We start from the raw sequence: 25,180 nt of genomic DNA, 5'->3' as shown, positions 1-25,180 counted from the left end.
ATTAAAAGCTCTGGGCGGTTACATTTTCAAAACGTTTCAGTAAGACCGAAATTGCTTCCCAGCCGCAAGCCTTTTTTCGCTGATTTACCGCCGATTGACTTATATTCAATATTTTAGCAATCTCTGTTTCTTTCATTCCTTTTAAAAGAAAATAAACAACTTCTGCCGAAGCCTGGCTCCATTTTTCCATTACCGCATCTAATAGAAATAAGCTTGCCTCAAATTCAGAATTTAAGCTTTCCAGCGGTGTCTTTAAACGAATTTTCCTGGAATCGTTTTTCATCTCGTCTAAAGTTCTTCCCGATAACTGAAAAGCCTGCCCGTTAGATTCGGCTATGGAATCTCCTTTATAGTCGAAATTGCCAATTCCAATAGCAATTTTCACATCGGCTAAACTACTTGAAGTTTTTTGATCTTTCGACTTTACTTTGTTAATAAGGCTCTTTATTCGCAAAGCTAATTTTAATGAATCCTGAAAGTTTGAAATTACACCCTGAAAACTATCGCCGCGATAAATCTCGAAATCAATTTCATTTTCGGCATAATCCTGATGTAATTTTTCAAATTCTGAATTTAGATTTTTTAAAATTTCATCTAAAAACGATTCTGAATAATTGGAAGAATCCACTAAATCGGCTGTGATTACGGCTATCATATTTCAAATATAATAAAAATATTAGTCTGTAACCTTATATTAACTTTTTATAAGCTTATAGACTTATATTTAAGCATTATAAGTTTACAGCCTTATACAGAGATTAACCGGTCTTATTAAACTTTTGCTAAATGTTCTTGTAGCCTGTTTAGGTTAATTAATTTTAAAAAAATCAACAAAAAAAATAATATGGTAAGTAATAAAAAAGAACTCTATTTAAACTGTTTAGATGCTGTAAATGAGCAAATAGAACGATATCAAAAGGAAATGGACCTCATAAAAGAATCTATGGAGGCCAATGATGTAAAAACAGATTATGATGAGGATAATAAAGGTGAATTACTAAGCGATTTCGAAAAAAATGCAAGTCGTTTGAGTGATGCCCGTGAGATGAAAGAAAGTTTAAGCCGCATAGATCCAGATCATTATAGCGAGAAAATTAGTTTTGGAAGCGTTGTAGAAACCAGCGGGAACTATTATTTTATCTCTGTCCCTATTGGTGAAATTTCTATGGAAGATGGAAGTAGCGTGTATGCAATTTCTACTGAAGCACCAATTTACCAGGAAATGGAAGGAAAAGAAGAAGGAGATACCTTTAAATTTAATGATGAGGAAGTGAAAATTACCGCAGTAGGTTAAAAACCTATTCCGGATATTCTACCCTGAGGTGAAAAATGTTCTTAAGCTTACGTTTAAGGATTTTTTTCACCACTTGTATTTCTTTAAAAGTAATGTTGGCATTTAAGAATTGCTCTTCCTTCATTTGCTTATCAATAATCTTCTCAACAAAATTATCTATCACTCCGGCAGTTGGTTCCTTTAAACTCTTACTGGCGGCTTCCACACTATCACACATCATTAATATTGCCGTTTCTTTGCTGAAAGGAATAGGGCCGGGATACCTGAAATCATCTGCCACCGCGTTATCATTTTGCTCTTTCTCTTTCATATAAAAGAAGTAAACGGTGGTAGTGCCGTGATGTGTTCTAATAAAATCTATGACCCTATCTGGAAGATTATGCTTTTTAGCGATTTCAATCCCGTTAATTACGTGATCGGTAATAATTTGTGCGCTTTCTTTGGGTGCTAAGTCATCGTGAGAATTCACCGCCGAAGTTTGATTTTCAGAGAAATAAGTCGGATTTTTCATTTTCCCAATATCGTGATAAAGCGCTCCTACCCTAACCAGCATGGCATTCGCATTAATTTCATTGGCAGCAGCTTCGGCCAGGTTAGCTACATTTAAAGAGTGGTGAAATGTTCCCGGTGCTTTTTCTGAAAGCTCTTTCAGTAATTTTGAATTGGTATCTGAGAGTTCCAGCAAAGACATATCTGACACCATCCCGAAGATCTTTTCATAGATATAAATCAGAGGTTGCACAAATAGAGTGGCCAATCCTCCAAGCAGGAAGGTTAGTAAAACTTCACCTTCTACATCGGCAATATTTCCTTCCTGAATAACGGTGAAAGCAAAGTATGAAATTATATAAACCAGGGTTATTTGCCCTACAGAAATAAAAAGATTTGCCCTTTTATAAAGTTCAGAAACGGTTAGAATAGTAACAATTCCTGCTATAATTTGCAGAAACATATATTCGTAACTGTTAGGCACAATAAAACCTAATAATAGCACCGTAATCACGTGAGTGAACATTCCTAAACGGGCATCAAAAAAGGCTTTTAAAGTAAGTGGTAAAATACACAAAGGCACTACATATACGTAATCTATATTGAAATTAACCACCAGGGTGGTGAGCAACACCATAAAGAGAATATTGAAGAAGATAAATGTTACCTTAACATTATTCTCAAAGATTTCCTGTCGGTATTTCCTAATAAATAACAATAACATTAAAAGCGCCAGCGCCACCAATCCACTATATCCAACTATAATCCACTTATAATTGCTTTCACTCCAAACCTGGGATTCATATTCGTTTTTTAGCGATCTAAGAATATTATATTTATTGCCTTCTACCACTTCTCCCCGGGCTATTACCCTACTTCCCTGCTCAATATTACCGCGGGTATAAGAAATATTATCTAATTTACTTTGAAGTTCTCTTTGGGTAAATTCACTATCAAAACTTACGTTAGGTTCTATGAGATTGAAGAATACTTCTAATAATTCATTTTCAACTTCTGAAAGATTAGATTCTTCAATTTCAGTATTTAAGAAATCCCTTACCTGGTCTTGTTTTAAAATATTTTTATAAGAAATTTCAAAGGCTTCATTTCCCTTTCGTAAATAAACCAACTGATTATCTTCTAACCTGTTGTTGTCCTGTAATAAACCATATTCATAGACACCTTCCAGGGTTTCATTTACAAAACCAATAATTTGAATTTCTCTGTTATTTAAAATAGAGTCGGGAAAAACTTCCGTTACTACCTCGGGAACTTCAGATTTTACCTGATTGGGAATTTCCTGGTTAAACTGAAAATATGGAGTATGGTTGTTTATTATTTGCTGGCGCTCATCCTGGATTTCTTCTTCAGATTTTAATATAGCGAAATCAAAAGGCGCATATAAATTTTCATATTGCCACGGCTTTCCCTTAGGAATTTCATATTTAAAATTTCCACCTTTAGGAAGCAGGTAAACAATTAGCACTGCGGTAAGCGCAAATAAAAATACCTTGTAAAATAACGCCTGATTCTTATACAGGTTATTTACGAATTTCTTCATATAAATCGTGCTATTGCTCAAATGTACTAAAAAATAGCGGCCAAAGGAGCACTCTTGTTAAGTTCCTTATAAAATCACTAAATTCGCAAAAGAAGAAATAACTAAAACATAAATGATGAATAACGAAGTAGTAATTGTAAGCGCCGCAAGGACTCCAATTGGAAGTTTTTTGGGTAGCTTATCTACCGTAGAAGCTACCGATCTTGGTGCTGTTGCCATCAAAGGAGCTCTAAATAAAATTAATTTAAAACCTGAACTTGTACAGGAAGTTTTAATGGGAAATGTAGTGCAGGCCGGTGTTGGCCAGGCACCTGCAAGACAGGCTGCTTTAAAAGCCGGAATTCCAGATACTGTTCCTTGTACAACTGTAAATAAAGTATGCGCCAGCGGGATGAAAGCCGTGATGCAAGGCGCACAATCTATTATGCTGGGACAAAATTCTATAGTAGTTGCCGGTGGAATGGAAAATATGAGTTTGATTCCGCATTATTTATACCATAGAAAAGGTCAGAAATTTGGGCCTGCAAAAATGGAAGACGGGATGCAAAAAGATGGTTTGGTAGATGCTTACGACCATAATGCGATGGGTGTTTGCGCCGATCTTTGTGCTACCGAACATCAATTCTCCAGGGAAGATCAGGATGCATTTGCCATTAAATCTTACGAACGTTCTGCTCAGGCCTGGGCCGATGGGAAATTTGATAATGAAGTTGTGCCGGTTGAAGTTCCACAGCGAAAAGGAGATCCTTTAGTGGTAAAAGAAGACGAGGAATTTAAGAATGTGAGAATGGATAAAATAACCTCACTTCGTCCCGCGTTTAGTAAAGACGGAACTGTAACTGCTGCAAATGCTTCTACCATTAACGATGGTGCTGGTGCCGTGGTTTTAATGAGCCGTGCAAAAGCTGAAGAATTAGGTGTAGAGATCCTGGCTAGCATTAAAGGTTTTGCTGACGCCGCACAGGAGCCAAAATGGTTTACAACTGCTCCAGCCAAAGCTTTGCCTTTAGCGCTTAAAAACGCAGGTGTTGCTCAAGATGAAATAGATTTTTTTGAATTCAACGAAGCTTTTTCTGTAGTTGGACTGGCTAATATGAAGATTTTGGGAATTAGCGACGAGATCACCAATGTTCACGGTGGTGCTGTTTCTCTTGGTCACCCACTGGGTTGTAGCGGAGTAAGAATTCTAATTACTTTACTAAATGTATTGCAGCAAAATAATGCTAAATTAGGTGCGGCCGCAATTTGTAATGGCGGTGGCGGTGCATCTGCAATGGTAATAGAGCGAAACTCTTAATTTTATATTTTTTATTGAATGCAATACGGAATTTGCCCCCTAAGCATTGTGCCACTTCGCGAAACCACATCTAATAATAGCGAAATGGTCTCTCAGGTTCTTTATGGAGAACATTTTAAAATACTTGAAGAACGTGCTCAATGGAGCAGGATTCGTGTTGCATTCGATAATTTTGAGGCCTGGATCTCAAATAAACAATTACTTAAAATACCGGAAGAAACTTATTTCCAGTTAGACCAGGCTACTCCAAAATATTCTGCAGATCTTTTTGATTTCGTGACCGATCATAACGGGCATCTTATTACTATCCCTACTGGCGCGTCCCTTAATGCTACTGGTTTATTAAACCATCATTTTGAAGGACATTCAGTTACAGGGGAGAAACCTAAAATGGAAATTGTAAAAACTGCACTACTCTATTTAAACAGTCCGTATGCCTGGGGCGGGAAATCGCCGCTGGGAATTGATTGCAGCGGACTTACACAAATGGTCTACAAGTTAAACGGCTACCAATTAAATAGAAATTCAGCCGATCAGGCTAAACAAGGCGAACCGCTTAGTTTTATTGAAGAAAGTGAAGCTGGAGATCTGGCCTTTTTTGATGATAAAGAAGGAATAATAGATCACGTGGGTATTATGATGAACGATAATTATATTATTCATGTAGATGGGAAAGTTCGTATTGATCGTATTGATCATTCAGGAATTTTTAATGCTGAACTAAAAAGACATACTCATCAATTAAGGGTTATAAAGAAGATTATTTAAACTTACTACTTAGAAATATTGACTAATAATAGTATCGTTCAATATTAGTAGTGTCAATCATATATCCTCCTAATTCCTTATAACTTTCCAGAAAAGTCTTAAAATAAGATTTAATCTCGGGACTTGCATCTTTATGTATATGGTCCAGAATTAATTCCTTTGATTTACCATCCTTTTCAATATATAAGTAATAATCTACATCAGCCCAGGACTGAACGATAAGCTCTTTTGATTCATCCTGTCCTTGGTTCAGTAAACTTGATGGTACCTCAAAAAGCCTCTTAGCTGCATTAAATTTCCCCTCATTCATTTTCTCTTCAAAAGTAGTATTTGACCAATCCCCATACTCATCCGAAGTATTGTCAGCATCTTTATATAATCCTTTGCTATTAATTAGATACAAATCTCTGCAGTCTCCACCGCACATACCATAAACGCCACCAAAAATTACTTTATCGGCTTGTAAAATTTCTTGTTGAATTGAATCATCATTTTTAGAACATGCTACAACTGATATTAAACTAAGCAGGATTAAAGTATATTTTTTCATAATAGTTGTTTCTAAGTAGATGTACTAAACCCTAAAAGGTTGCGTATAAATATGCAATAATTGTCAAAAAATACTCTGTCATTCATTTAAAAAATTAGTTTTCACATCTATCTGAAATCGTGAAAAAGCTTTGGTTTCCTGCTTTCTCTGGGAAACTTCAGCATTGCAAGTTTTTCTACGGAAGTTTTTTCTAAGCTAACTTTTACTTTTAATCCCGCTTGTAAATGCTCCTGAAGCTTACTAGTTTCAGCAAAATCATTAGGAATCCTTATCAGGATTTCATCGGTTTGATTTTCATTTAAACTTGCTTCAATAACAAATATTTTCAGGGATTGAAAAGCCGTAAGTAAATTGATGATTTGCTGCGGATAAAGGGTAGTTCCTTTCAATTTTATCATTTGCTTTTTACGCCCAACAGGTGTGCTAATTCTCATTGACTTTCTATCACAATCGCAACTTTGGCCGTAAAATTTTACCATATCCCCGGTTGCAAATCTTACTAAAGGCATTGTTCGAGTTTGCAGAGGAGTTACTACCAACTCACCAATTTTACCGGGTTCTACCGGATTTTGATTTTCATCTAAAACTTCCGAAAAGATCAAATCGGGTAAGCTATGATTGCCCTTATGATATTCACACTCGGTAAAAGCGGTTCCCATTTCGGTGCTGGCGTAGGTAGAAAATAATTCTATATCCCATAAATTCTTGATTTTTTGTCCTAAAGAATTCAGACTGAAATCTGGATTTCGTAAAGGTTCACCAATACAAACAGCAGTTTTAATGGAAGAGTTTTTATAATCGATTCCGTTTTCAATAGCAAAATCGATCATTTTCAGCAGAAATGAAGGAACTGCAACCAAAAAATCAGGTTGAAATCGCTGTATAGATTCCCACTGTAAACCGGGTAAGCCGCTTCCGGTTCTTACAATCCCAGCGCCCAGTTTTCGTAATCCCAAGAAGTAAGCCATCCCGGCCATAAACCTGCGATCCAAAGTCGTAGTAAGTTGCACCACGCTAGACTTCCTGACTCCTACCATTTCAAAAGACAGTCGTTCATTTTCTGCCAGCCGATCTAAGTCGGCGTCATTTAAGGCAAAACTAACCGGATTCCCCAGCGTCCCTGACGTGGTTACATAATCTATAATTTCATCTTTTCTAACCGCAATAAATTCTTGATTATAATGCTGTAAATCCTCTTTGGTAGTAATTGGGATCTTTCTGAATTCCTCATAAGACTGAATTGATTCAATATCAATTTTACAATCTGTAAAACGCTTTTTATAAAATGGAGAATTTGCCACAACGTATCTTAGCTGTTTTTTCAGCAAATCCTCATTCTTATTTATATCGTAGAAATTAGTCATTTAGATTTTCCGGTAAGATTTTTTAATCATTTTTTCTAAGTACTCTTCATCCGGTAAAGTGGTCACTTCCCTCCTTTTCGCCTGCTTATAATTGATCACCGCTTTTTTAAATTCTTTTTGCTGAAAGTAGTAATCTCCGGCAATTTTATAAACTTCCCATAAATGAGGATTTAAATACTTTAAACACTTAATTTTATCTTCTGAAACTTCTTGTTCTTTAGAAATGGCTTCAATAATTTTCCCATTTAATTTTCGGTATTTCTCGTAATCTCTATAAGCTTCAGTATTTACAAAAGGATCTTCTGCAATGTTTTCTTCAGCAAGCATAACACTACCTGAAACATTTCCGGCTTCAAACTTTGTAAAAGCTGCATCTAAATCATAGGCTACAAAAGCACCCAATTGATAAGGATTAGCCGATATCCAAACTTTATTTTCTTCAGGTTTAAAAATAATGCCGTGGTGGGCGAGCAATTGATTAATAGCCATTTCATTTCCCATTCCCAGCTTAGCACCTTTTAATCCCTCTTTGTTCCTTAATATTTCAGTTGCTTTTTTCGGGTTTAATTTCTCTTTTTCAGATAGCAATTCCTGCATTTTATCAAATCTATATTGCGTATGACTTTCCTTAATAGCTTTTAAGTTGCGGTTATCATCCGAATAAGCTTCACTTTGAAAATGGTTACTGCACACTAATTCATTAGAATTTTCCACCTCATAAACTCCAAAATTTCCCGGCGCTACTTCAATTAAGATCGCCCTTCGCTCTTTAGCACTGCCCACCATAATAGATTCTGAGACAAAAACTTCTCGCTTTTTAGCGATCTCTATGGCTTCTGTAGTTGAAGACGCATATTGAAGAATTTCACGGGCAACCAAACTTATTGGAGTTTTGGCCTGCATTGGGATTTTACTTTTTCCAGCATTTATAGTTACGCTAATGCCTTTTTCATTTAAACCGCTAACCGAACCAATCATCCCGGCCCAGGTATACATCATAAACTTATGACCTTTATCTGGATTCACAAAAGCTGCAATCTTTTCTTCAGCAAACTCATCTCCCGCATAGAAATCGAAGTTCCGCCCCAATAGTAATTGTCCGTCTTCAGTTTTATCATCCCAGGCTGCAAAAGAAGTACAACCTACCAGCATTAGATCCTGCAACGCGTGGCCTATATCGTGTGCTCCATGAAAATAGAGCATGCGCACATAAGCCGGTGCAAAATCATTGTACTTTTCCAAACCAAAAAGTGAGGTGCCATAAATTTCCTGTTTATACTCTTCGGGTACGTGTAAATACATCTTTCGGTTAAACCAGGCTACTGTTTTTTTTAAGAAATTACGGTAACCGGTTTCAGGAACCAACTCATAGATTTTGTCCATAAAGGCAGTTTCCTGCTTGTGCATCAACTCCCGGGTTAAGCTTCCACTAATTACGCCACGTTCCAGCGCGTTGCCTTCAATATAAAGCTCCCAAATTCCGTGTTTATTTTTATAAAGGGAATTCCTCCCTAAACGATAATGATTGTCGCCTATCTTGGTTCTGGTAGTATCTATTTTTTCTATTCCGGTAATATCTGGCCGGGCTTCCATGGAACGTTTTACTCCGCAGGAATTTAAGAGGAACAAAATCCCAAAAATAATAGATATTTTAATAAAAAGTAACTTCATTTAATCCATTCTTTTTAAAACCAGGATATTATTTTGTCGATAAATAATCTCAAAATTTAAATCGATAAGCCACCGGTTCTCGTATTCTGAAGTTAAAATAATCACTTGATTAGCGTTCCGGGAAATACTTTCTTTTAATACCGAAGCGATTTCTTCTGAAGGTTTTTCACTAATTATATAAACCGGATATTCCTTTAAATCTTCTGGCCAGGATTTGCGAAAAGTAATATTCTCAGCATTACTTTGAGCAGTGTTTTTGGAAATTTTTCTATTTTCTTTATCTATATCTAAAACCAAGAATTTATTTTCAGGATTTTTCAGACTTAAAAATACAGGGAGAATCCCGTAAAAGGAATTCAACATAAAAATTTTCTTCTTCGGATCTATAAATTCGGAAACTTTTAAAAATCTTTCGCGATTTTGGGTAAATTCTTTTTTAGCAAATGGATACACAGATTTATACCTGTAATTTCCCAAAACAGCATTTTTTAAGTAAAGTTGCTCTTTACTCCCTGATTTTTTAAACAGCACATAGAAGCTAAAAGGAGCTTTCTGCACCAATATTCTTCGGAAAAATAAAAGATCGAATAATTTTGTTTGAATTACAAAAGCCACCAAAACCGCGGTTAGAACTCCAATTACAGAAACCACAGAAACCGATTGGAGAGCCGGATGTTTAGCAAAAACCAACGCACCTATGCCCAGTAAAGTAGTTATTACCGAAACCAAAATGGAAGCCTGGTAAGTTTTTAAAGCAGGTTTCCCTGTCTCGTATTCCTTTAAGCAGGCGTTGGTGATAAAAATACTGTAATCCAGCCCGAGTCCGAAAATAAAGGTGGAAATTATAATATTTAGAATATTGAATTCTATGCCTAAAACGGCCATTATGCCCAAAGCGATGATCCAGGTTATGGCAATGGGCAATAAAGTGAGTAAACTAAGCAAGAAATTCCGGTAAAAAAGTAGTAAAACAATAAAAACAGCAATTAGAGAGAATAAGATAAGTTGGTTAAATTCGCTCTTTAAATCCCCAAGGAAATCCTCGTTCATTTGCTTTCGGTCTATAGCAATAACGCCCTCTTTTTCTTCAAGTTCCTGTAATATCTCAGGATTATTTTCTTCAAAACTTAGCGTACTGGTCACCGTGGAAAAACCCGGATTATTATTTATAAAATCGTCTAAATAAAGAGTGGAAACATCACGATAATCGTCCAGGAATATACCGTCAAAGTCCTTATTCAATTGCTCGTAAAACCGATTAAAACTTTCTGCTTTAAAGCCAAGTTCGGCAGATTCGTTTATAAGAGTATTTTTCAGGTTTTCTTTTTTTGCATCTGTCCAAAACTCTTCCCAGGTTGCTATTCTTTCGGTTTGTTTATCGGTAGAAAGCACTACCCCACCAATACTGCTAAAACTCTTAATATCACCCGTTTTTTCCAGGTTTTTAAGTTCCTGGTAAAGCTCGTTATTTCTGGAAAGAGCCTCCTCTATATCGTTCCCGTAGGAAACCAAATACGTGGTATTAGCAGCTTCATCTGCAATCTGCTTAATTTTTTCTTCGGTTTGCTGTATGTCTTCCGGCTCAAAATTAAGTTGAGAAATATCTTCATTAAATTCGACTTTGGTGAAGAAAAATAAGCCACAGAGAAATAGAATAAGTACAATTCCTACTAAAAATTTACGATTGTAAAATCGCTGAGATGCAAGCTTATCTATCCAGTTTATTTTAACTTTTTGCTTGTTTTTAGGCGGCTTGTAAAACTGCGGAATAAGAATTAAAGAAAATACTGAAGCCGTGATTACACTCACAGCTGCAAAAATTCCCAAATCGTTTAAGGCTTCACTTTCCAGGAAAAGTAAACACAAAAATGCGATAGCCGTAGTAAAGCTGCTCATTAAAATAGGTTTTCTCACTTCTTTATATAGAATTCTTACATCGGCATTATTTCTAAAATGAGTGAGTATATGCAATGCATAATCGAGGCTTATTCCCAGTAAAATTGCACCAATTCCTAAAGAAATCGCCGAAACGCTTCCCTTGACAAAATATAGCAAAGTAATTGCCGACAAAGCGCCCAATAGACTGGGAAGAAAAAGCAATAATGGTACGTAAAATCTTCTGTAAAATAGGATTAGGAGGATTAGTAAAATAGAAAAAGCAATACTAAGCGTAAGCTGAATATCGCTTTTTATTTGTTTTGCATTGGCAATGGCGTATACAACTCCTCCAAAATATTCAGCTTTTACCTCTGAATTTTTATTTAATTCAGAAATAATTTTGTCTAATTCCTCAATAAAAACCTGATTATTTTTAGTTTCAGAAGCCGGATATGTAGGCGTGATAAATAGTAACAAATGCTTTTCATCTTTAGTCACCAGGTAATTATTGTAAATTTTAAAATTGTCGTCTACCTGCAGTTCCTGTAATTTCTCCAATCCCAGGTTGGTTAAAGAAAGTGGATCTTTAAAGAGAAATTGCTTTGTTATAAAACCGGTTGGGGAAATTAAGTCTCTATAAGAGCTTTCCAATCTTTCCTGAATACTGTCTTCCTGAAGCCGCGCATTTATTTCTTCATAATCCTGTGAATTAAGAAATAATGGTAGATTTTGATAAACAAAGTCATACACTTCCAAAATCCCTTCTTCCGGAATTTTTCCCTGGATTTTGGTAATATATTCCGGGAGTTTTTTATCTAAAGAATCAGTGAGTTTATGGGCATAAGCAGTAAGACCTTCCGGATTTTTTTCTTCTGAAGAAACCGCGATAATAAGCTTATCTGAAAACTCGGTATTATCCAAAACTTTGCGCAGAGCATCCTGCTTTTCCCCTGAAGGAATTAGTTTGGTGATATCTTCTTCCAGTTGAATCTTAAAAGAAAAATATCCACCGGCTAGCACAAATAGCAGCAGAAACAAAAAACCAACAGCCTTTTGTCTTCTAAAAAAATAATAAAGCTTTAGGAAAAAATTGTGCATTTAAGGTTTTACCACCTGTTTTTGGTTTCTTACCGAAAATAAGAAATAAAACACAATCCAAAGCAGTACAGCGGCAATTCCTGCCAGCGCAAAACTACCAATTATATACTGCCATAATCCAAGGAAAATATCGGCAGTAGAATCAAAATCTTCAGGTCTTAATTCCCATGCAAATCCGCGGCCGGTTAATAAAGATCCTGCCTGGTAACTCGCATAAATTATAAAAGGAATAAGCGGCGGAATACTAATATTGCTGAATAAAAATGCTACAACTTTATTGAGCTTAAACATTGCAGCTAAACTAAAAACAAGTAATGTATGTAAGCCCCAGAACGGTAAAATTCCCACAAATACACCCAGGGCAATCGCTGCAGCTTTTTTATGCGCAGGCTCCTGACTTTTAATTATATTTTCTTTCCAAAAACGCTTAAAGCCTTTCTTTCTAAAGTCCTGATAAGTATCGCGGGGGTGGATATAGAAAAAACTCACCAAAACAAACCAAATGTAGAGCAGCGTGATCCTGGTAATATCCCAAAAAGGCCGGAAGTGGGTTACGCGGTTTTCTTCATAAAAAACTTTAATAGGGACATTTCTTACCTTCACTTTCCGCCAGGCGGCTTTTACTATAATCTCAATCTCCAATTCAAACTTACTGGTATACAGCTTAATTTGGTTTATTACCTTTAAAGGATAAAGCCTGTAACCACTTTGCGTGTCGGTTAATTGGGTGCCGGTTACCACTAAAAACCAAAAGTTAGAAAATTTATTTCCGGTAGTACTTTTTCCGGGAATTCCATCCTGTCCCATATTGCGATCTCCAACCAGTAAAATTTCCGAATCGGGACTTTTTTCCTCTAAATGACTTAAAAAAACTTCCAGATCGTCAGGATAATGCTGCCCGTCTGAATCTATGGTTATTGCATATTCGTAACCAAATTCTTCCGCAATTTTAAATCCGTGTTTTAAAGCTTCTCCCTTCCCCCTGTTTTCTTCAAAATGATGCACATTTATTTCAGAAAATTCTTTCAGAATTTCTTCCGTAGCATCAGTAGAACCATCATTAACTACCAAAAGATTAGAGGTATACAACAATAGATCCTGTAAAACGCTGGCCAGGCTTTTTTCATTGTTGTATGTAGGAATTAGGATACAACAATTTAAAGCTTCAAATCTGGACTGGTGTATGGGTTCTTGGTTCAAATTAAATGGCTTTAATTGCAAAAGTAAAATTAAAAAGTAAAGCACAAACTCCTAAAAGCTTAAGATTCAACTTTTTTATAAAGAGAGTTGATTTTCAAAGAAATACCTTCAGAATTCTTAGCTATACCTTTAAGTTTTATTTCCTGATTTTCTTCTGTAATTTCTGTCTCAAGGTTTAGTACCGCATCGGTATTTGGATCTACCACAGCCATAAATTTTACGTTATTACCTTTTTTAAACTGAAGTTTACATCCACATCTTCGCTCGGCTTCTTCTTTGAATAAATTCATTAAAATAACACCCGGAGTTACCGGCCTGCCTGGAAAATGGCCCTCGTAAATCTCGTGATCTTTATTAATTTTTATCTGGGTAATTTGCTTCCCGTTTTCTTCGGAAGAATTTAAAACTGAATAAAAATTCTTTAATAACATGTATTGGCTGGTATTGTTGTCTTACTAAATTACACAGAAAAATTCAGGTATTTTACCTTTCATAAACATTTTATGGTTCAAAAAGGCTAGCAGGTATTTCGTGATTAATTTTAATATTACTAAACTCAATAGTTGTCATATCTCCTGCTTCTTCCCGCAAATCAACTTTTTCAACGATATTTTTTTCATTAAAGGATAAGTGGATTTCAGCAAACATTGCTTTTAAGTTTTTATCCTTCGGAATTATTAAAGCAGCAATCAAATTGTTTTCGCGACTATAGGAAATATCAAAATTCTCATTATCCTGAAGCAATTTTCCGCTCACACTTCCTGTAATAAGTTTGGCAATTTTATCAAAAAGCTTATTAGAGCTAGTGTTTCTCACGCTTTTATCACCGGCGTCATTTATATGAAGTTCACCTTCTACAAAAAGAATTACATAATCCTGTGGCTCTGCATATTCCCATTTTAATTTTTCAGGGTTTTGATAATAAAGTTTGCCGCGGCTCACAGATTCTTCTGTGATCATTTCAATTTTTTTGGTTTGTATAAAATCGGCTTCCAAAGTGGTAAGCTCGTTAGCTTTAGTCATCATTTCCTCCTGAAATTGAGATATTTCATCTTTAGAAAGCTCTTCCTGAGCCGCTAAATTCAGACTTAGAAATAAAATTAGAATATTAAGAATACGCATTGATTTCCAGTAATTTATCAGGTCTTACAACCTCATATTGATTATTTTTCAAAAATAGCAACAACTGTTCCAGTATATTGACGGTTTTAGCATTATTATCGTGCAAAAGAATTACCGCTCCCGGTTTAAGCCTTTTTTTAATTCTATTCAAAATAATTTCTTCTGAAGAAAGTACCGCATCAAAAGACCTAATGCTCCAGCCTATAGATTGCATCCCGGTTTTTTGAAGGGCTTCTTGCGTTTTGGGACTTACAATTCCGAAAGGCGATCTAAAAAGTTTCATTTTTATCCCGGCGGTTTCTTCGGCAATTCTATTGCATTCTTCTATTTCGCGAACCAGGGTTGAAACACTTAAAGCTCCCATTTTACGGGTATGACTATACGTATGATTACCCACCAAATGATTTTCCTCAATAATTTTTCTAAAAATTTCAGGTTGTGCTTCTATATGCTTTCCAATACAGAAAAACCCGGCTTTTACATCATATTTCTCTAAAACCTTTAGAATTTCCAGCGTATTTTCTACCGGGCCATCATCAAAAGTTATCGCTACTTGTTTATTTATAATATTTCGATTTTCACTAATAGAGTTTACAAAGAAATTGAACCTAACATTCGTTGAGACGGTAAGTAAAAAAAGCAGGTAGAGAATAATAAAAGTTAAGACATACCAAAATGAGGTGAGACCAAAGAAAGTCAGCACCAAAGCTACGCAAAGCAGGAGGATAATAACCGTATTTATAATTTTAAACCGCACTAAGTAGCATTAAACTGTGATCCCTGCCAAGATACTGATTGTAAATAAGAATATTTTTCGGGGTTGTACAATCTATATCGTTTAACTTTAAAATTGCAGGAATCGTACTAGTTTTTAGAATTTTAGCAGCCAAAAATACTGCATAACCCGAAGCCGTATTAAAGTCGCCCACAAGCTGCTTATAAGCTAACTGAGGTTTATTTTTAAATAATTTTCTTTGAAGATTTTTATAAAAATGATCGTACCTATTATCTCCATTATTTCCTAAAATCACTGCATCTATAGCTGCACAATTCAAGTTGTTTTCAACAAGGAAATTTTCTATTTCATTATTAATAGTCTCAGGTTTAATCAAATTTTTTATAGAAACACTTTGAAATTCAGCATAAGTATTTTCCTTCTTTTCTTTGGAAAGGACAAAAAAATGTGCGCCTTCTGAAGTAATCGTGCCAGTAGAATCTTCCCTAAGTAGATCAAGATTTTTAATGGGATTCGGTTTTAATTGACCATCGAGTTTTTTAAATGAAGTGATTTTTTCTGAAATCTCATCTACTCCTCCAACTAATATTGAATCAATTTCAGGATTTTCAGTGAACTGCATTTGAGCATCCAGCAAAGCAGTTTCCAGGGAAACCGAATTTTGGGTGTAAGTCACATTATAATTTTTACATCCTAAATTTAAAGCAATTTGCCCGCCAATCGTGTTGTGGGTAGATTGGATAAAAGAAGTTGGCGTTAATAATTTCTCTCTTTGATCCAGTATATTTTCCAGGAATCTCTCGGTATCCTGTTTGCAGCCTTCGCCTGTTCCGGTAATAATTGCATCGGGAAGTTCAATTTCGGTTTCTTTTAAAGCAATTTTAGCGGAAGTAACTCCCATTTTAATGGCTTTAGACAATCGCCTTAAAGTCATAGGTTTTATAAATTCTTTATAATTTGGGGAAATTGCAGGAAAAATGTTCTCGCGATAAATAGTTGCAGATCCTCTGGAAAATAAATCTTCCTCCTGAGCGGAAATACTACCAATCCCGTTTATATAGATCTTATTCCCCATTTTTACTAAAAATTAAAGAAGTACAATTCCCCCCAAATCCAAAGGAATTTGAAAGCACGTAATCTATCGATTTTTCCTTCAAATTAGTCACCGGTATAAACCCAGAATTTAGCATTGGATTAGAAAAATTAAGGTTTGGAAATACCTGTTCATTTTGAATTGCTAACAAGCTATAAACCGCTTCCAAAGCTCCCGCTGCTGCTAAAGTATGCCCGGTAAAAGCTTTTGTTGAACCAAAATCTGGAAGTTTATTGCTAAAAATTCTCTCCAGAGCTGCACTTTCAGCCTTATCATTATTTTTGGTTGCGGTACCGTGGGCATTTATATAATCAACTTTTTCGGCAGGAATACCCGCAGTTTTTAAGGCTTTTTGCATAGCTAAAAAAGCTCCTTCCCCATTTTCTGAAGACGCAGTTTGGTGAAATGCATCGTTAGCATTACCATATCCTGAAATTCGGCCTAAAACCGGTTTGCCATTAATTTCCTCCTCAGCTTCTAAAACTAAATAGGCAGCGCCTTCGCTTAAATTTAAACCGTTGCGGTTTTTATCAAAAGGTTTACATTGTTCATTAGATAGAATCATTAAAGAGTTAAATCCGTTGAGTGTAAATTTTGTGAGGCAGTCTGTTCCGCCCACAATTACCCGTTTCAGCTTTCCGGTTTTAATCATTCTAGCGCCCAGCATTATCGCATTGGCTCCAGAAGAACAGGCAGTACTTATCGTACTTACAAACCCGTTAACCTCAAAATATTCCGCGATCTTTTCCGTAGTAAAACCCGGATGCTGCGCACGAATAAATCTGTTATGTTCTATATTCCCTTCTGAAAAATCTTTAAAATAGGTTTCGGTAGCATCCATTCCCCCAACGCTGGTGCCCGAAATAAAACCAGTCTCTCCATCTACCTTAAGATTAGCCTGGAAAATGGCTTCTTTCACGGCCAACGCTCCCAATAAAGCGGCCCGTGTATAACTATGATTTTCAGGAAGGTTTAAATTTTGAGCAAGGCTTTGGTTAGAAATTTTTATTTCTCCGACAGGCAAATGCTTATGAATTGTTTTTAGAACTTCAGGAGTAGAAATACCGTGTTTTCCTGAAATTAAAGAATTATAATTTGCCGCAGTGTTGTTGCCAATCGCAGAGATAATCCCCATTCCGGTAACGGCAACACCTTTAATCATAAATTATTTAGTTCGGTTTTCTTCAATAAATTGAGCCATTTGGTTTATGGAAACAAAAATTTCTTTTCCCTGGGCAGGATCGGTGAGTTTTATCCCGTAATCCTTTTCCAAAAGCACAATAAGCTCCAGTGCATCTATAGAATCCAGGCCAAGGCCATCGCCAAAAAGTGGTTCGTCGTTGCTTATATCGGCAGGTTCCATATCTTCCAGGTTAAGTTGTTCGATGATGCTTTCTTTAAGTTCGGTGTGTAGGTTTGTCATTTTCAGCGCAATATAATTTTTTGAGGCTTTCTTCAGAAAATGGAATGTTTTTTTCCTCTGAAACCAGGCACAAAAATACATCATATTCGCCATTTTGCAAGTCTAACCAACCACAAAGCACACTGGAAGTTTTTTCTGAAGATAAGAGGGATTCTGAATAATCTTTTAGCAGGCCGGCATTAAAATCTTCTGAAATAAAAAAAGCATTTTCACTTTGCAATTTATGTTTAATGCTTATTTCGCCTAAAATTATATTTGGAAGCGTATAAACAAACAACGCAGGCGATGCAAAAGTTTTTGTGCTCTCCTGAAATTGCTTATCGGTTTCCAGGCTTGAAGCGTTGTTTGAGATTACAAGGGCGGTATCTTTTGTGGGTTTATTTTTTCTGAAAATAATTTCTGAACCCAAAATTCCCAATTTTGACAGCCCGTCCATTTTATGAAATTTCGGATACTTTATTTCTAAAAATTCATAGCATTCCTTTAGAAAAAGATTAAGTTCCTTTTCTGTAGATTCAAAAATCAATTTTCCTGAATTAAAAATTTCACCGTTTTTAATCTTTACCCAATTCTGTATGTGAAATTGATTTGACATTTTATTCATTTTCTGCTTTAAAAACCAAAGCCAGGTTACATCCGCCAAATCCCGACGCGGTTTTTAGGGCATAATGGATTTCTTTGTGTTTATTAGTTTGAATAATATTTAAAGACTTCGAAACTCCCAATTCGCCGAAATTTTTAGAAGCAATTAATTCATTATTCAACATTGAATGTTTGGTGATAATACTTTCTAATAAAGCTGAAGCGCCCAAAGTATGCCCATAAAAACCTTTTAAGCTATGAATTGGCACTTCCTGCAAACCTGATCTATGAAAAGCAATACTTTCCATCTCGTCATTGTATACCGTAGCCGTGCCGTGTGCAGATAAAAAATCGACTTTTTCTTTGGAAATTGATGCTTCTTTTAGCGCTTTTTGAATGCTTTTATATAAACCCTCCCCGGTCCTTGAAGGCCCCGAAATATGGTTGGCATCATTTGCTGAAGCATCCCCAATTAAACTGATATTTGCTGAATTTTCCGGTTGATTAAAACTAACCAACATAGCGGCTGCGGCTTCTCCCAGGCTAATCCCGTCCCGCTCTTTTGAAAAAGGTTTGCAGGCTTCAGCGCTTAAAGCCTGGAATGAATTAAAACCCGAGATCACAAAATCGCTCACCAAATCGGCTCCAACAACTATGGCATTTGTAAATTTTCCAGAATTCCCCAACCTTCTTGCCACTGCAAGCCCTAAACCCCCGGAAATACAGGCGTTGGAAAGAATTATAGGCGTTTGATTGAAACCGAAAAAATTCTTAACAACTTTACCCAGTTCACTTAATTTTAAACGACTTTCAGGAAAATCGCCGGGTTCTTTTAAAAGGTTAATGTTTCCTTTGGTGGTTGCAAGAATTAGCGCAGTTTCTGTTAAATCCAGATTTTTATTTTTGTCCAGTACCTGCTTTACTGCAAGAAGGATCATTTTTTCCAGTTTGGTAAACTTTTCAATAGATCCAATTCCTGAAAAAGCCTGGTTTAATAGTGTTTCATCAATAATTCCGGCAAAAAATTGGCTTTCGGTAAATTCTGGTTTCTGAAGTTTTAAACCCGACTTTCCCTCACGAATGGCCTGGATATTTTCTTTGGTAGAAAATCCCAACGGAGAAATAATCGCATCTTCTAACAGGTAAAGTTTCTTCATTAAAGCAGCTTCATTTTCTTTTTCCAATCTAAGAAAAACGGCGGGTTATTTAATACCAATTCCCCGTTTTCGTCAAGGAAAACCTGTAGCGTTTCCCCAGTGCAAATCAGGTATTCCCCTTTGAAAATTCTATAGGTGAAATTTATTTTTGCGGCTTCAGAATTTATAAAAGTGGTTTCCACCTGAAACGAATCGCTATATTTTAATGGCAATTTATGTTCGCAAATAGATTTTACAATTGGCGTGGAAAAACCTTCTGCCTGAGCATCTAAGTAAGAAATACCGTGTTCGCGGCCAAAATCTTCACGACCTTCTTCGAAATATTTGAGATAGTTGCCGTGCCATACGATTTGCAACGGATCACACTCGTGAAAACGCACTCTTAATTTTGTAATGGTGGTTAAGGATTTCTCCAGCATATTAATCTACAGTAACAGTTTTCATTTCTGAAGTGGCTAAAAGCTTTCCTTCTTCATCAAAAGTACGTGCGCCAACAGAAGTTACATTCATAAACTCCTGCAGGATTTCTACGTAAGTGACTAATTTAGTTCCAGCTTTTGGAAGTTCAAGGATTTCAACAGCTTTAATAGCGCCAATAAAACCGGTTTTTGGTTTATCCAGTCCGCTTAAAAATCCTTCGTAACCACGCCATAGGGACATACTCTGCGCCATATGTTCAATAAGACCGGGTTCCGAAAAAATGCTGTCTTCTACCAGAATATTATCTACAGGAATTGTAAACCCTGTAGTTCCGGTTTTATCGGTGTATTCCAGCAAACTATCTACCATTACAAACGGAGGTTTTTGCGGAATTAACTGCAGAATTCGGTCTAATTCTATAATGGGTTCTTTGAGTAAATTTTCGGCCATAAGCTGTTTTTAACTGAAATCGTTCCAGTAATCGTAATAATTATACCATTGATGCGGATACTTTTTTAGCATAATTTCAAGGTTTTCAAGATAAGCTTTTAATAAATTTTTTGCATCATTTTTCTCAGGATTATAAGGCCTGGCATAAAAATGATAATGAAAATTCTTCTCTCGCATAATATGCACAAAAAGTACGGGAATTTCATTGCGGGCCACTAATTTAAAAGGTCCCTGCGGAAATTTGACTGGTTTCCCCATAAAATCTTGAGTAAAAGTCTTAGCATTTTCGGTATACCGATCTGCGGCAAAAACCAGGAGCTCGTTGTTTTGAAGTGCACGGTTCATTTCAAAAATATGGGAAAGATTTTCTTTTAAAACAATGAGTTTTATTGCCGATTTCCCTGTAACCGAATCCAGATAATCTTTAATTTCTTCGTGCTCTAAATCGGTTACCACCAGGTTTACAATATGATGATTGTTTGTTTCATCAAAAAAATGTTTAGCAAGATTGAAATTTCCAATGTGAGCGGTAAGTAAAATTCCTCCTTTTTTCTGTTGAAGTAAGTTTTGGATATTCTGAATCCCATCAAATTCAAAGCTATATTTATGTTTTAATCCAGAAGCTATAGCCACGCGATCTAATTGAATTCTTCCGAAGGTAAAATAGCTTTTATAAACATTTAAAGCCGCTTTAATTTTTGAAAAACCCAATCTTTTTCGAAATAAATAATAAACACTTTTAGTAGAATTAAAAGCGAAGAAAATAAAGTAAAGAGCTACAAAAAGAAGGACAAAATAAGAAGCATAAAGCCCAAAAGTTTTAATGATGAAAACGTAAATTCTCAACCCCAGAACGGTACCACGCGATTGTCCTTTCCAATTAGACATAATTTAAGAGTAGAGTCCGCCGTTAATATTGATGACTTCACCGGTAATGTAGGAAGCCTTTTTTGAAGCGAGAAAACTCACCAAATCGGCTACTTCCTCGGCCTCGCCAAAACGATTTAAGGGAATCAATTTTTTAAGTTCATTTTCATCAAAATCGGTAGTCATGTCTGAAGTGATAAAACCGGGCGCTACAGCATTAACGGTAACTTTTCTCTTCCCTATTTCCTGTGCCAGGGCTTTCGTGGCAGCGACCACCGCTCCTTTTGCCGCGGAATAATTTACCTGACCGGCATTGCCTTTTAATCCTGAAAGTGAAACAATATTGATAATTCTACCACAACGCCTTTTCAGCATATCTTTTAATAGAGGCTGGGTAACATTGTAAAAACCGTTTAGGCTAGTGTTGATTACCGAATGCCAATCTTCAGGTTTCATCCACATAAAAAGTCCGTCGCGGTTTATCCCGGCATTATTTACAATGATTTCAATTTCTGCTTCAGGATTATTTTTAGTGAAATCTTCAAGCGCTTTAGAAGTTTTTTCAGCATCAGCCACATCAAACTGCAGCAAACTACATTTTACGCCTTCAGCTTCTATAAGCTTTTTAGTAGTGTTAGCAGCTTCAGCATTGGAGTGATAATTCAGTAAAATATTATACTGCAATTCCTGAGCTATTTTTAAAGCAATAGCTTTTCCAATTCCGCGAGAAGCACCGGTGATGAGGGCGTATTTCATTTAATCTTAGGGTTCAGGTAGGTCTCAACTGCGCTAGACCTCACATTCTTAATAAACTTCGTTATTTTTTAGATAAACTTTTACTTCGGCGTTGGTTTTATACAACGGAAAATCCTCTTTTATTTCAGGGATAATTTTATTCATTTCCTTAAAAATCTTCCGGGTTTTTTTTGATAGTTTTTCATCAAAATCCAGGTACCGCAAAGCCTGCACAATAGTAATAATTTCTACCGAAAGTACTTCAAAAGCATTATCTATAACCGTTTTTGTAATATTCGCTGCATTGGTGCCCATACTCACAATATCCTGATTATCGTTATTGTTTGGAATACTGTGAATATACATTGGGTTAGCCAAAGTTTGATTTTCGGCAGTTGTAGAAACCGCTGTAAATTGCGCGCCCTGCAATCCAAAATTTAATCCCAGTTTTCCAAGATTTACAAATGGTGGTAAAATATCGTTGAGTTTATTATTCAGTAAATAATTGAGTTGACGCTCGGCCAGCATTGATAGTTTTGTTACCACCAATTTTAATTTATCCATTTCCAGGGCCACATAATCTCCATGGAAATTTCCGCCGTGATACACGTGCTCATTTTCCACATCTATAATAGGATTATCGTTGGCAGAATTTACTTCTTCGATAAGGATTTTGGCGCTTTGTTCTATCGTGTCGTAAACCGGACCTAAAATTTGCGGCACACAGCGCAAACTATAATATTCCTGTATTTTTTCTTTAAAATAAATGTTTTTATCGGCCGTATCATTATATAAATGCTCATTACGGTCTCGCGTAAGTTTGCTGTCTTTTAAATGATTTCGCATCTTTTCAGCGATCTTTTGCTGGCCTATATGTTTTTTAGCGGTGTTTAACTCTTCAGATAAATGATCGTCGTAAGCCTGAACGATCTCATTAATAGCCGAAGAACAAAAAACCGACCAGTTGAGCAGGCGTTTGGCGTAAATTATATTTACAATCCCAATGCCGGTCATTGCCGAAGTACCGTTCATTAAAGCCAGGCCTTCCCTGATTTCAATTTTTATAGGTTGAATATTTTCTTCAGCAAAAACCTCTTTAGTTTCACGACGTTCATATTTATAAAAAACTTCTCCTTCTCCAATTAAAACCAGCGCTAAATGCGCTAATTGCACCAAATCTCCCGAAGCTCCTACTCCACCATGTTCAAAAATTAATGGGGTGATATTTTTATTGATAAGCTGCTGCATAACTTCAGCCACAGATTTATGTACGCCAGATTTCCCCAGGGAAAGCGTATTTAAACGCGCAAGCATCAGCGCTTTTACATACAACGGTTTCATAGGTTTTCCGGCACCTGAAGCGTGACTTCTAATTAAGTTATACTGAAGTTGTATACGGTCCTTATCTTTTATCTTATACTGGGCCATTGGGCCAAAACCCGTATTTACGCCATAAATCACCTTGTTTTGAGAAAAATCTTTTAGAAACTCAAAACTGGATTCAATTTTGGAAAGATTTTGTGAAGAAGACTGAATTTCAGTATTTTCAAACAAAACCTTGTAAAAATCTTCCAGGTTAAGGGCATCATTAATTTGGAGCATAGGCCGCATTATTGTTAAAAATCTTAACAAATGTACTATATTTAGACCGTATTTAAAATTGCCGTTTTTCGATTTAGAATGAATATTTATTGGAGATCCAAATAGCTGAAACCTTTAAAATGAAAAAACTTGAAACCCAAATCTTAATTATTGGTGCGGGACCATCTGGAATGGTCGTTGCCGGTTACTTAAAAAAGCACGGGGTTAATTGTTTGGTGGTAGAAAAAAGTAATTTTCCGCGTTTTAGTATAGGTGAGAGTTTACTTCCTAAGAGTATGGAAAATTTTGAGGAAGCTGGATTACTGGACGCTATTATGACAGCCGGATTTCAGAAAAAATATGGCGCTAGGTTTATAAAAAACGGAAAAGTTGGTGAATTTGATTTTAGTGAAAAATATGGCAATGGTTGGGATTGGACCTGGCAGGTACCACGAGCCGATTTTGACCTGGTTTTGGCAAATGAAATTCAGCGACAGGGCGTAGAAATATTCTTTGGTGCCGAAGTTTTTAATGTGAATTTCTACGGGAAAAAATCGACTACTGAAATTCTTATCAACTCTGAGGAAAATATCGAGATAAACGCTGATTTTATAATTGATGCCAGCGGTAACGGTCGGGTTTTAGCTAAGCAATTAGACTTGAATACTTCTCCGAAAATTACGGGTAATTCTTCAATCTTTACTCATATTAAAGAAACAAATAGACCAAAAGGAAAAGAAGGTGAATTGATAACCTTTGAAGTTTTGGATACAAAAACCTGGTTTTGGTATTTTCCTTTTTCAAATGGAAATTCCAGTCTCGGTTTCGTTAGCGAGGATGAGTGGTTTAAAGGTTTTAGTAGTGATAATTCAGTAGCCTTTAGGGAAATGCTCAAAGAACTGAAATATTACCGGGGCAGATTTGACGAGGAATTATTTCTTTTTAACCCGATAAAAATTCCAAATATTTCAAGAAATGTAAAGAAAATGTATGGCCACGGATTCTCTTTATGCGGAAACAGCGCTGAGTTTCTTGACCCCATTTTCTCATCGGGAGTTGCCTTTGCCACCGAATCTGGTTTGCAGGCTGCCAAGCTTGCTAAACTTGAACTTGAAGGTAAGGCTGTAAATTGGGAAAAAGATTATGCTGAATATATGCAAAAAGGAATTTCGGTATTTAGCAGTTATGTAAAAGAATGGTATACGGGGAATTTGCAAAAATTGTTTTTTCATGAAATGCCAAAAACTGAAATAAAAGAACAAATTTGTGCAGTTCTCGCAGGTTATGTTTGGGATAAAAGCAATCCGTTTGTAAAAAACCACCAACGAATTATTAAAAATGTAGCGCGCTTAATTGACCAAGAAGAAATAAATGTATAAAAACTTTTAAACTTAAAATTCTGATGTCAAAGCGTTTAAAAATTAGTACTTATTTTATTGCATTCTTTAGCCCAAAAAAGTTTGGAAGGTAAGTAAGTAAAAGTTACATTTGCAACCGCAAAAATGTTTGCACGTTCTTAAATATTGGAGAGGTGGCAGAGTGGTAATGCAGCAGCCTGCTAAGCTGTCATCCTTCGGGATGCCCGGGTTCGAATCCCGGTCTCTCCGCAAGATTTTTTAGTCTGCGGATTTTTATTCTCCTTTTTCTTCTGGAAAAGATAGGGATAAACTTCCTCCGTCTCCCGGACTGCTTTTTGAAAGAGTATTTTGGATCGGAAAGGCTAAAATTTTTAAGCTAGTCAGCTTAAGCCACGGGTAGAGTCTTAACATTGTTGGGATATTCTCTGGCCAGTTATCGCGCCGAGCGCGATTAAAAAATTACTCGGGGTGTAGCGTAGCCCGGTT

24 protein-coding genes and 1 tRNA gene are annotated in these 25,180 nt (G+C 36.1%); 5 read left to right on the top strand and 20 right to left on the bottom strand.

Features of this window, described 5'->3' with window-relative positions:
* Nucleotide 1: 1 nt before the first annotated feature.
* Nucleotides 2-655, bottom strand: a complete 654-nt coding sequence (locus tag AACZ30_RS05180; RefSeq protein ID WP_339648113.1) for a hypothetical protein — start codon at nucleotides 653-655, stop codon at nucleotides 2-4.
* Between the two features lie 189 nt (nucleotides 656-844).
* On the opposite strand from AACZ30_RS05180, the gene AACZ30_RS05175 reads away from it, so the two are divergent.
* Nucleotides 845-1,294, top strand: a complete 450-nt coding sequence (locus AACZ30_RS05175; protein ID WP_339648111.1) for a transcription elongation factor — start codon at nucleotides 845-847, stop codon at nucleotides 1,292-1,294.
* A 4-nt stretch (nucleotides 1,295-1,298) separates the two neighbouring features.
* Here AACZ30_RS05175 and AACZ30_RS05170 read toward each other — a convergent pair whose 3' ends face one another.
* A complete protein-coding gene (locus AACZ30_RS05170; RefSeq protein WP_339648109.1) occupies nucleotides 1,299-3,344 on the bottom strand; it encodes an HDIG domain-containing metalloprotein in 2,046 nt (681 codons plus the stop codon).
* 115 nt (nucleotides 3,345-3,459) lie between these two features.
* On the opposite strand from AACZ30_RS05170, the gene AACZ30_RS05165 reads away from it, so the two are divergent.
* Together AACZ30_RS05165 and AACZ30_RS05160 are read left to right on the top strand one after the other, a co-directional pair.
* On the top strand, nucleotides 3,460-4,641 hold the full coding sequence (locus AACZ30_RS05165; protein WP_208225556.1) for an acetyl-CoA C-acyltransferase: 1,182 nt from the start codon (nucleotides 3,460-3,462) through the stop codon (nucleotides 4,639-4,641).
* Between the two features lie 18 nt (nucleotides 4,642-4,659).
* Nucleotides 4,660-5,409 carry a C40 family peptidase gene (locus AACZ30_RS05160; protein ID WP_225572254.1) on the top strand — a complete coding sequence of 250 codons (750 nt, stop codon included), beginning with the start codon at nucleotides 4,660-4,662 and terminating at the stop codon, nucleotides 5,407-5,409.
* 22 nt (nucleotides 5,410-5,431) lie between these two features.
* On the opposite strand, the gene AACZ30_RS05155 is transcribed toward AACZ30_RS05160, so the two are convergent.
* From AACZ30_RS05155 to AACZ30_RS05070, 18 genes are all read right to left on the bottom strand, one after another.
* Nucleotides 5,432-5,959 (bottom strand): hypothetical protein, encoded by a 528-nt coding sequence (locus tag AACZ30_RS05155; RefSeq protein WP_339648107.1) that lies wholly within the window; start codon nucleotides 5,957-5,959, stop codon nucleotides 5,432-5,434.
* A 107-nt stretch (nucleotides 5,960-6,066) separates the two neighbouring features.
* On the bottom strand, nucleotides 6,067-7,323 hold the full coding sequence (locus AACZ30_RS05150; protein WP_339648105.1) for an AMP-binding protein: 1,257 nt from the start codon (nucleotides 7,321-7,323) through the stop codon (nucleotides 6,067-6,069).
* The gene (locus AACZ30_RS05145) at nucleotides 7,324-8,994 is read right to left on the bottom strand and encodes a C45 family peptidase (RefSeq protein WP_339648103.1); all 1,671 of its coding nucleotides are present in this window, start codon (nucleotides 8,992-8,994) and stop codon (nucleotides 7,324-7,326) included.
* Complete coding sequence (locus AACZ30_RS05140; RefSeq protein WP_339648102.1) at nucleotides 8,995-11,970, bottom strand: MMPL family transporter; 2,976 nt, start codon at nucleotides 11,968-11,970, stop codon at nucleotides 8,995-8,997. It lies immediately after the preceding gene.
* A complete protein-coding gene (locus AACZ30_RS05135) occupies nucleotides 11,971-13,170 on the bottom strand; it encodes a DUF2062 domain-containing protein (RefSeq protein ID WP_339648100.1) in 1,200 nt (399 codons plus the stop codon).
* A gap of 59 nt (nucleotides 13,171-13,229) precedes the next feature.
* A complete protein-coding gene (locus AACZ30_RS05130) occupies nucleotides 13,230-13,601 on the bottom strand; it encodes a hydroxymyristoyl-ACP dehydratase (protein ID WP_339648099.1) in 372 nt (123 codons plus the stop codon).
* Nucleotides 13,602-13,671: 70 nt separating this feature from the next.
* Nucleotides 13,672-14,292, bottom strand: coding sequence for an outer membrane lipoprotein carrier protein LolA (locus AACZ30_RS05125; RefSeq protein WP_339648097.1), 621 nt, complete (start codon nucleotides 14,290-14,292; stop codon nucleotides 13,672-13,674).
* Nucleotides 14,279-15,049 (bottom strand): polysaccharide deacetylase family protein, encoded by a 771-nt coding sequence (locus AACZ30_RS05120; RefSeq protein WP_339648095.1) that lies wholly within the window; start codon nucleotides 15,047-15,049, stop codon nucleotides 14,279-14,281. The genes AACZ30_RS05125 and AACZ30_RS05120 overlap by 14 nt, the downstream gene beginning before the upstream one ends.
* Entirely contained in the window at nucleotides 15,039-16,103 is a 1,065-nt protein-coding gene (locus tag AACZ30_RS05115; protein WP_339648094.1) for a beta-ketoacyl synthase chain length factor, read from the bottom strand. The genes AACZ30_RS05120 and AACZ30_RS05115 overlap by 11 nt, the downstream gene beginning before the upstream one ends.
* Nucleotides 16,093-17,283, bottom strand: coding sequence for a beta-ketoacyl-[acyl-carrier-protein] synthase family protein (locus AACZ30_RS05110; protein ID WP_339648093.1), 1,191 nt, complete (start codon nucleotides 17,281-17,283; stop codon nucleotides 16,093-16,095). Before AACZ30_RS05110 ends, AACZ30_RS05115 begins: the two co-directional genes overlap by 11 nt.
* A gap of 3 nt (nucleotides 17,284-17,286) precedes the next feature.
* Complete coding sequence (locus tag AACZ30_RS05105; protein ID WP_075326912.1) at nucleotides 17,287-17,544, bottom strand: phosphopantetheine-binding protein; 258 nt, start codon at nucleotides 17,542-17,544, stop codon at nucleotides 17,287-17,289.
* Nucleotides 17,519-18,139 (bottom strand): hypothetical protein, encoded by a 621-nt coding sequence (locus AACZ30_RS05100; protein WP_339648090.1) that lies wholly within the window; start codon nucleotides 18,137-18,139, stop codon nucleotides 17,519-17,521. Before AACZ30_RS05100 ends, AACZ30_RS05105 begins: the two co-directional genes overlap by 26 nt.
* Before the next feature lies 1 nt (nucleotide 18,140).
* A complete protein-coding gene (locus AACZ30_RS05095; RefSeq protein WP_339648089.1) occupies nucleotides 18,141-19,283 on the bottom strand; it encodes a beta-ketoacyl synthase N-terminal-like domain-containing protein in 1,143 nt (380 codons plus the stop codon).
* Nucleotides 19,283-19,702 (bottom strand): thioesterase family protein, encoded by a 420-nt coding sequence (locus tag AACZ30_RS05090; protein ID WP_339648088.1) that lies wholly within the window; start codon nucleotides 19,700-19,702, stop codon nucleotides 19,283-19,285. The genes AACZ30_RS05095 and AACZ30_RS05090 overlap by 1 nt, the downstream gene beginning before the upstream one ends.
* A gap of 1 nt (nucleotide 19,703) precedes the next feature.
* The gene (locus tag AACZ30_RS05085) at nucleotides 19,704-20,153 is read right to left on the bottom strand and encodes a hypothetical protein (RefSeq protein ID WP_339648087.1); all 450 of its coding nucleotides are present in this window, start codon (nucleotides 20,151-20,153) and stop codon (nucleotides 19,704-19,706) included.
* Nucleotides 20,154-20,162: 9 nt separating this feature from the next.
* Complete coding sequence (locus AACZ30_RS05080; RefSeq protein ID WP_339648086.1) at nucleotides 20,163-21,041, bottom strand: lipid A biosynthesis acyltransferase; 879 nt, start codon at nucleotides 21,039-21,041, stop codon at nucleotides 20,163-20,165.
* A 3-nt stretch (nucleotides 21,042-21,044) separates the two neighbouring features.
* Nucleotides 21,045-21,776 (bottom strand): 3-oxoacyl-ACP reductase FabG, encoded by a 732-nt coding sequence (fabG, locus tag AACZ30_RS05075; RefSeq protein WP_339648085.1) that lies wholly within the window; start codon nucleotides 21,774-21,776, stop codon nucleotides 21,045-21,047.
* A 48-nt stretch (nucleotides 21,777-21,824) separates the two neighbouring features.
* Nucleotides 21,825-23,357, bottom strand: coding sequence for an aromatic amino acid ammonia-lyase (locus AACZ30_RS05070; RefSeq protein ID WP_339648084.1), 1,533 nt, complete (start codon nucleotides 23,355-23,357; stop codon nucleotides 21,825-21,827).
* A 119-nt stretch (nucleotides 23,358-23,476) separates the two neighbouring features.
* On the opposite strand from AACZ30_RS05070, the gene AACZ30_RS05065 reads away from it, so the two are divergent.
* Nucleotides 23,477-24,715, top strand: coding sequence for an NAD(P)/FAD-dependent oxidoreductase (locus tag AACZ30_RS05065; RefSeq protein WP_339648083.1), 1,239 nt, complete (start codon nucleotides 23,477-23,479; stop codon nucleotides 24,713-24,715).
* Between the two features lie 146 nt (nucleotides 24,716-24,861).
* A tRNA-Ser gene (locus AACZ30_RS05060) sits at nucleotides 24,862-24,943 on the top strand.
* Nucleotides 24,944-25,180: the final 237 nt, after the last annotated feature.

Origin of the sequence: uncultured Salegentibacter sp., assembly GCF_963972535.1 — a bacterium.
Lineage (GTDB): Bacteria > Bacteroidota > Bacteroidia > Flavobacteriales > Flavobacteriaceae > Salegentibacter.
This window is presented reverse-complemented; position numbering and strand designations above follow the sequence as displayed.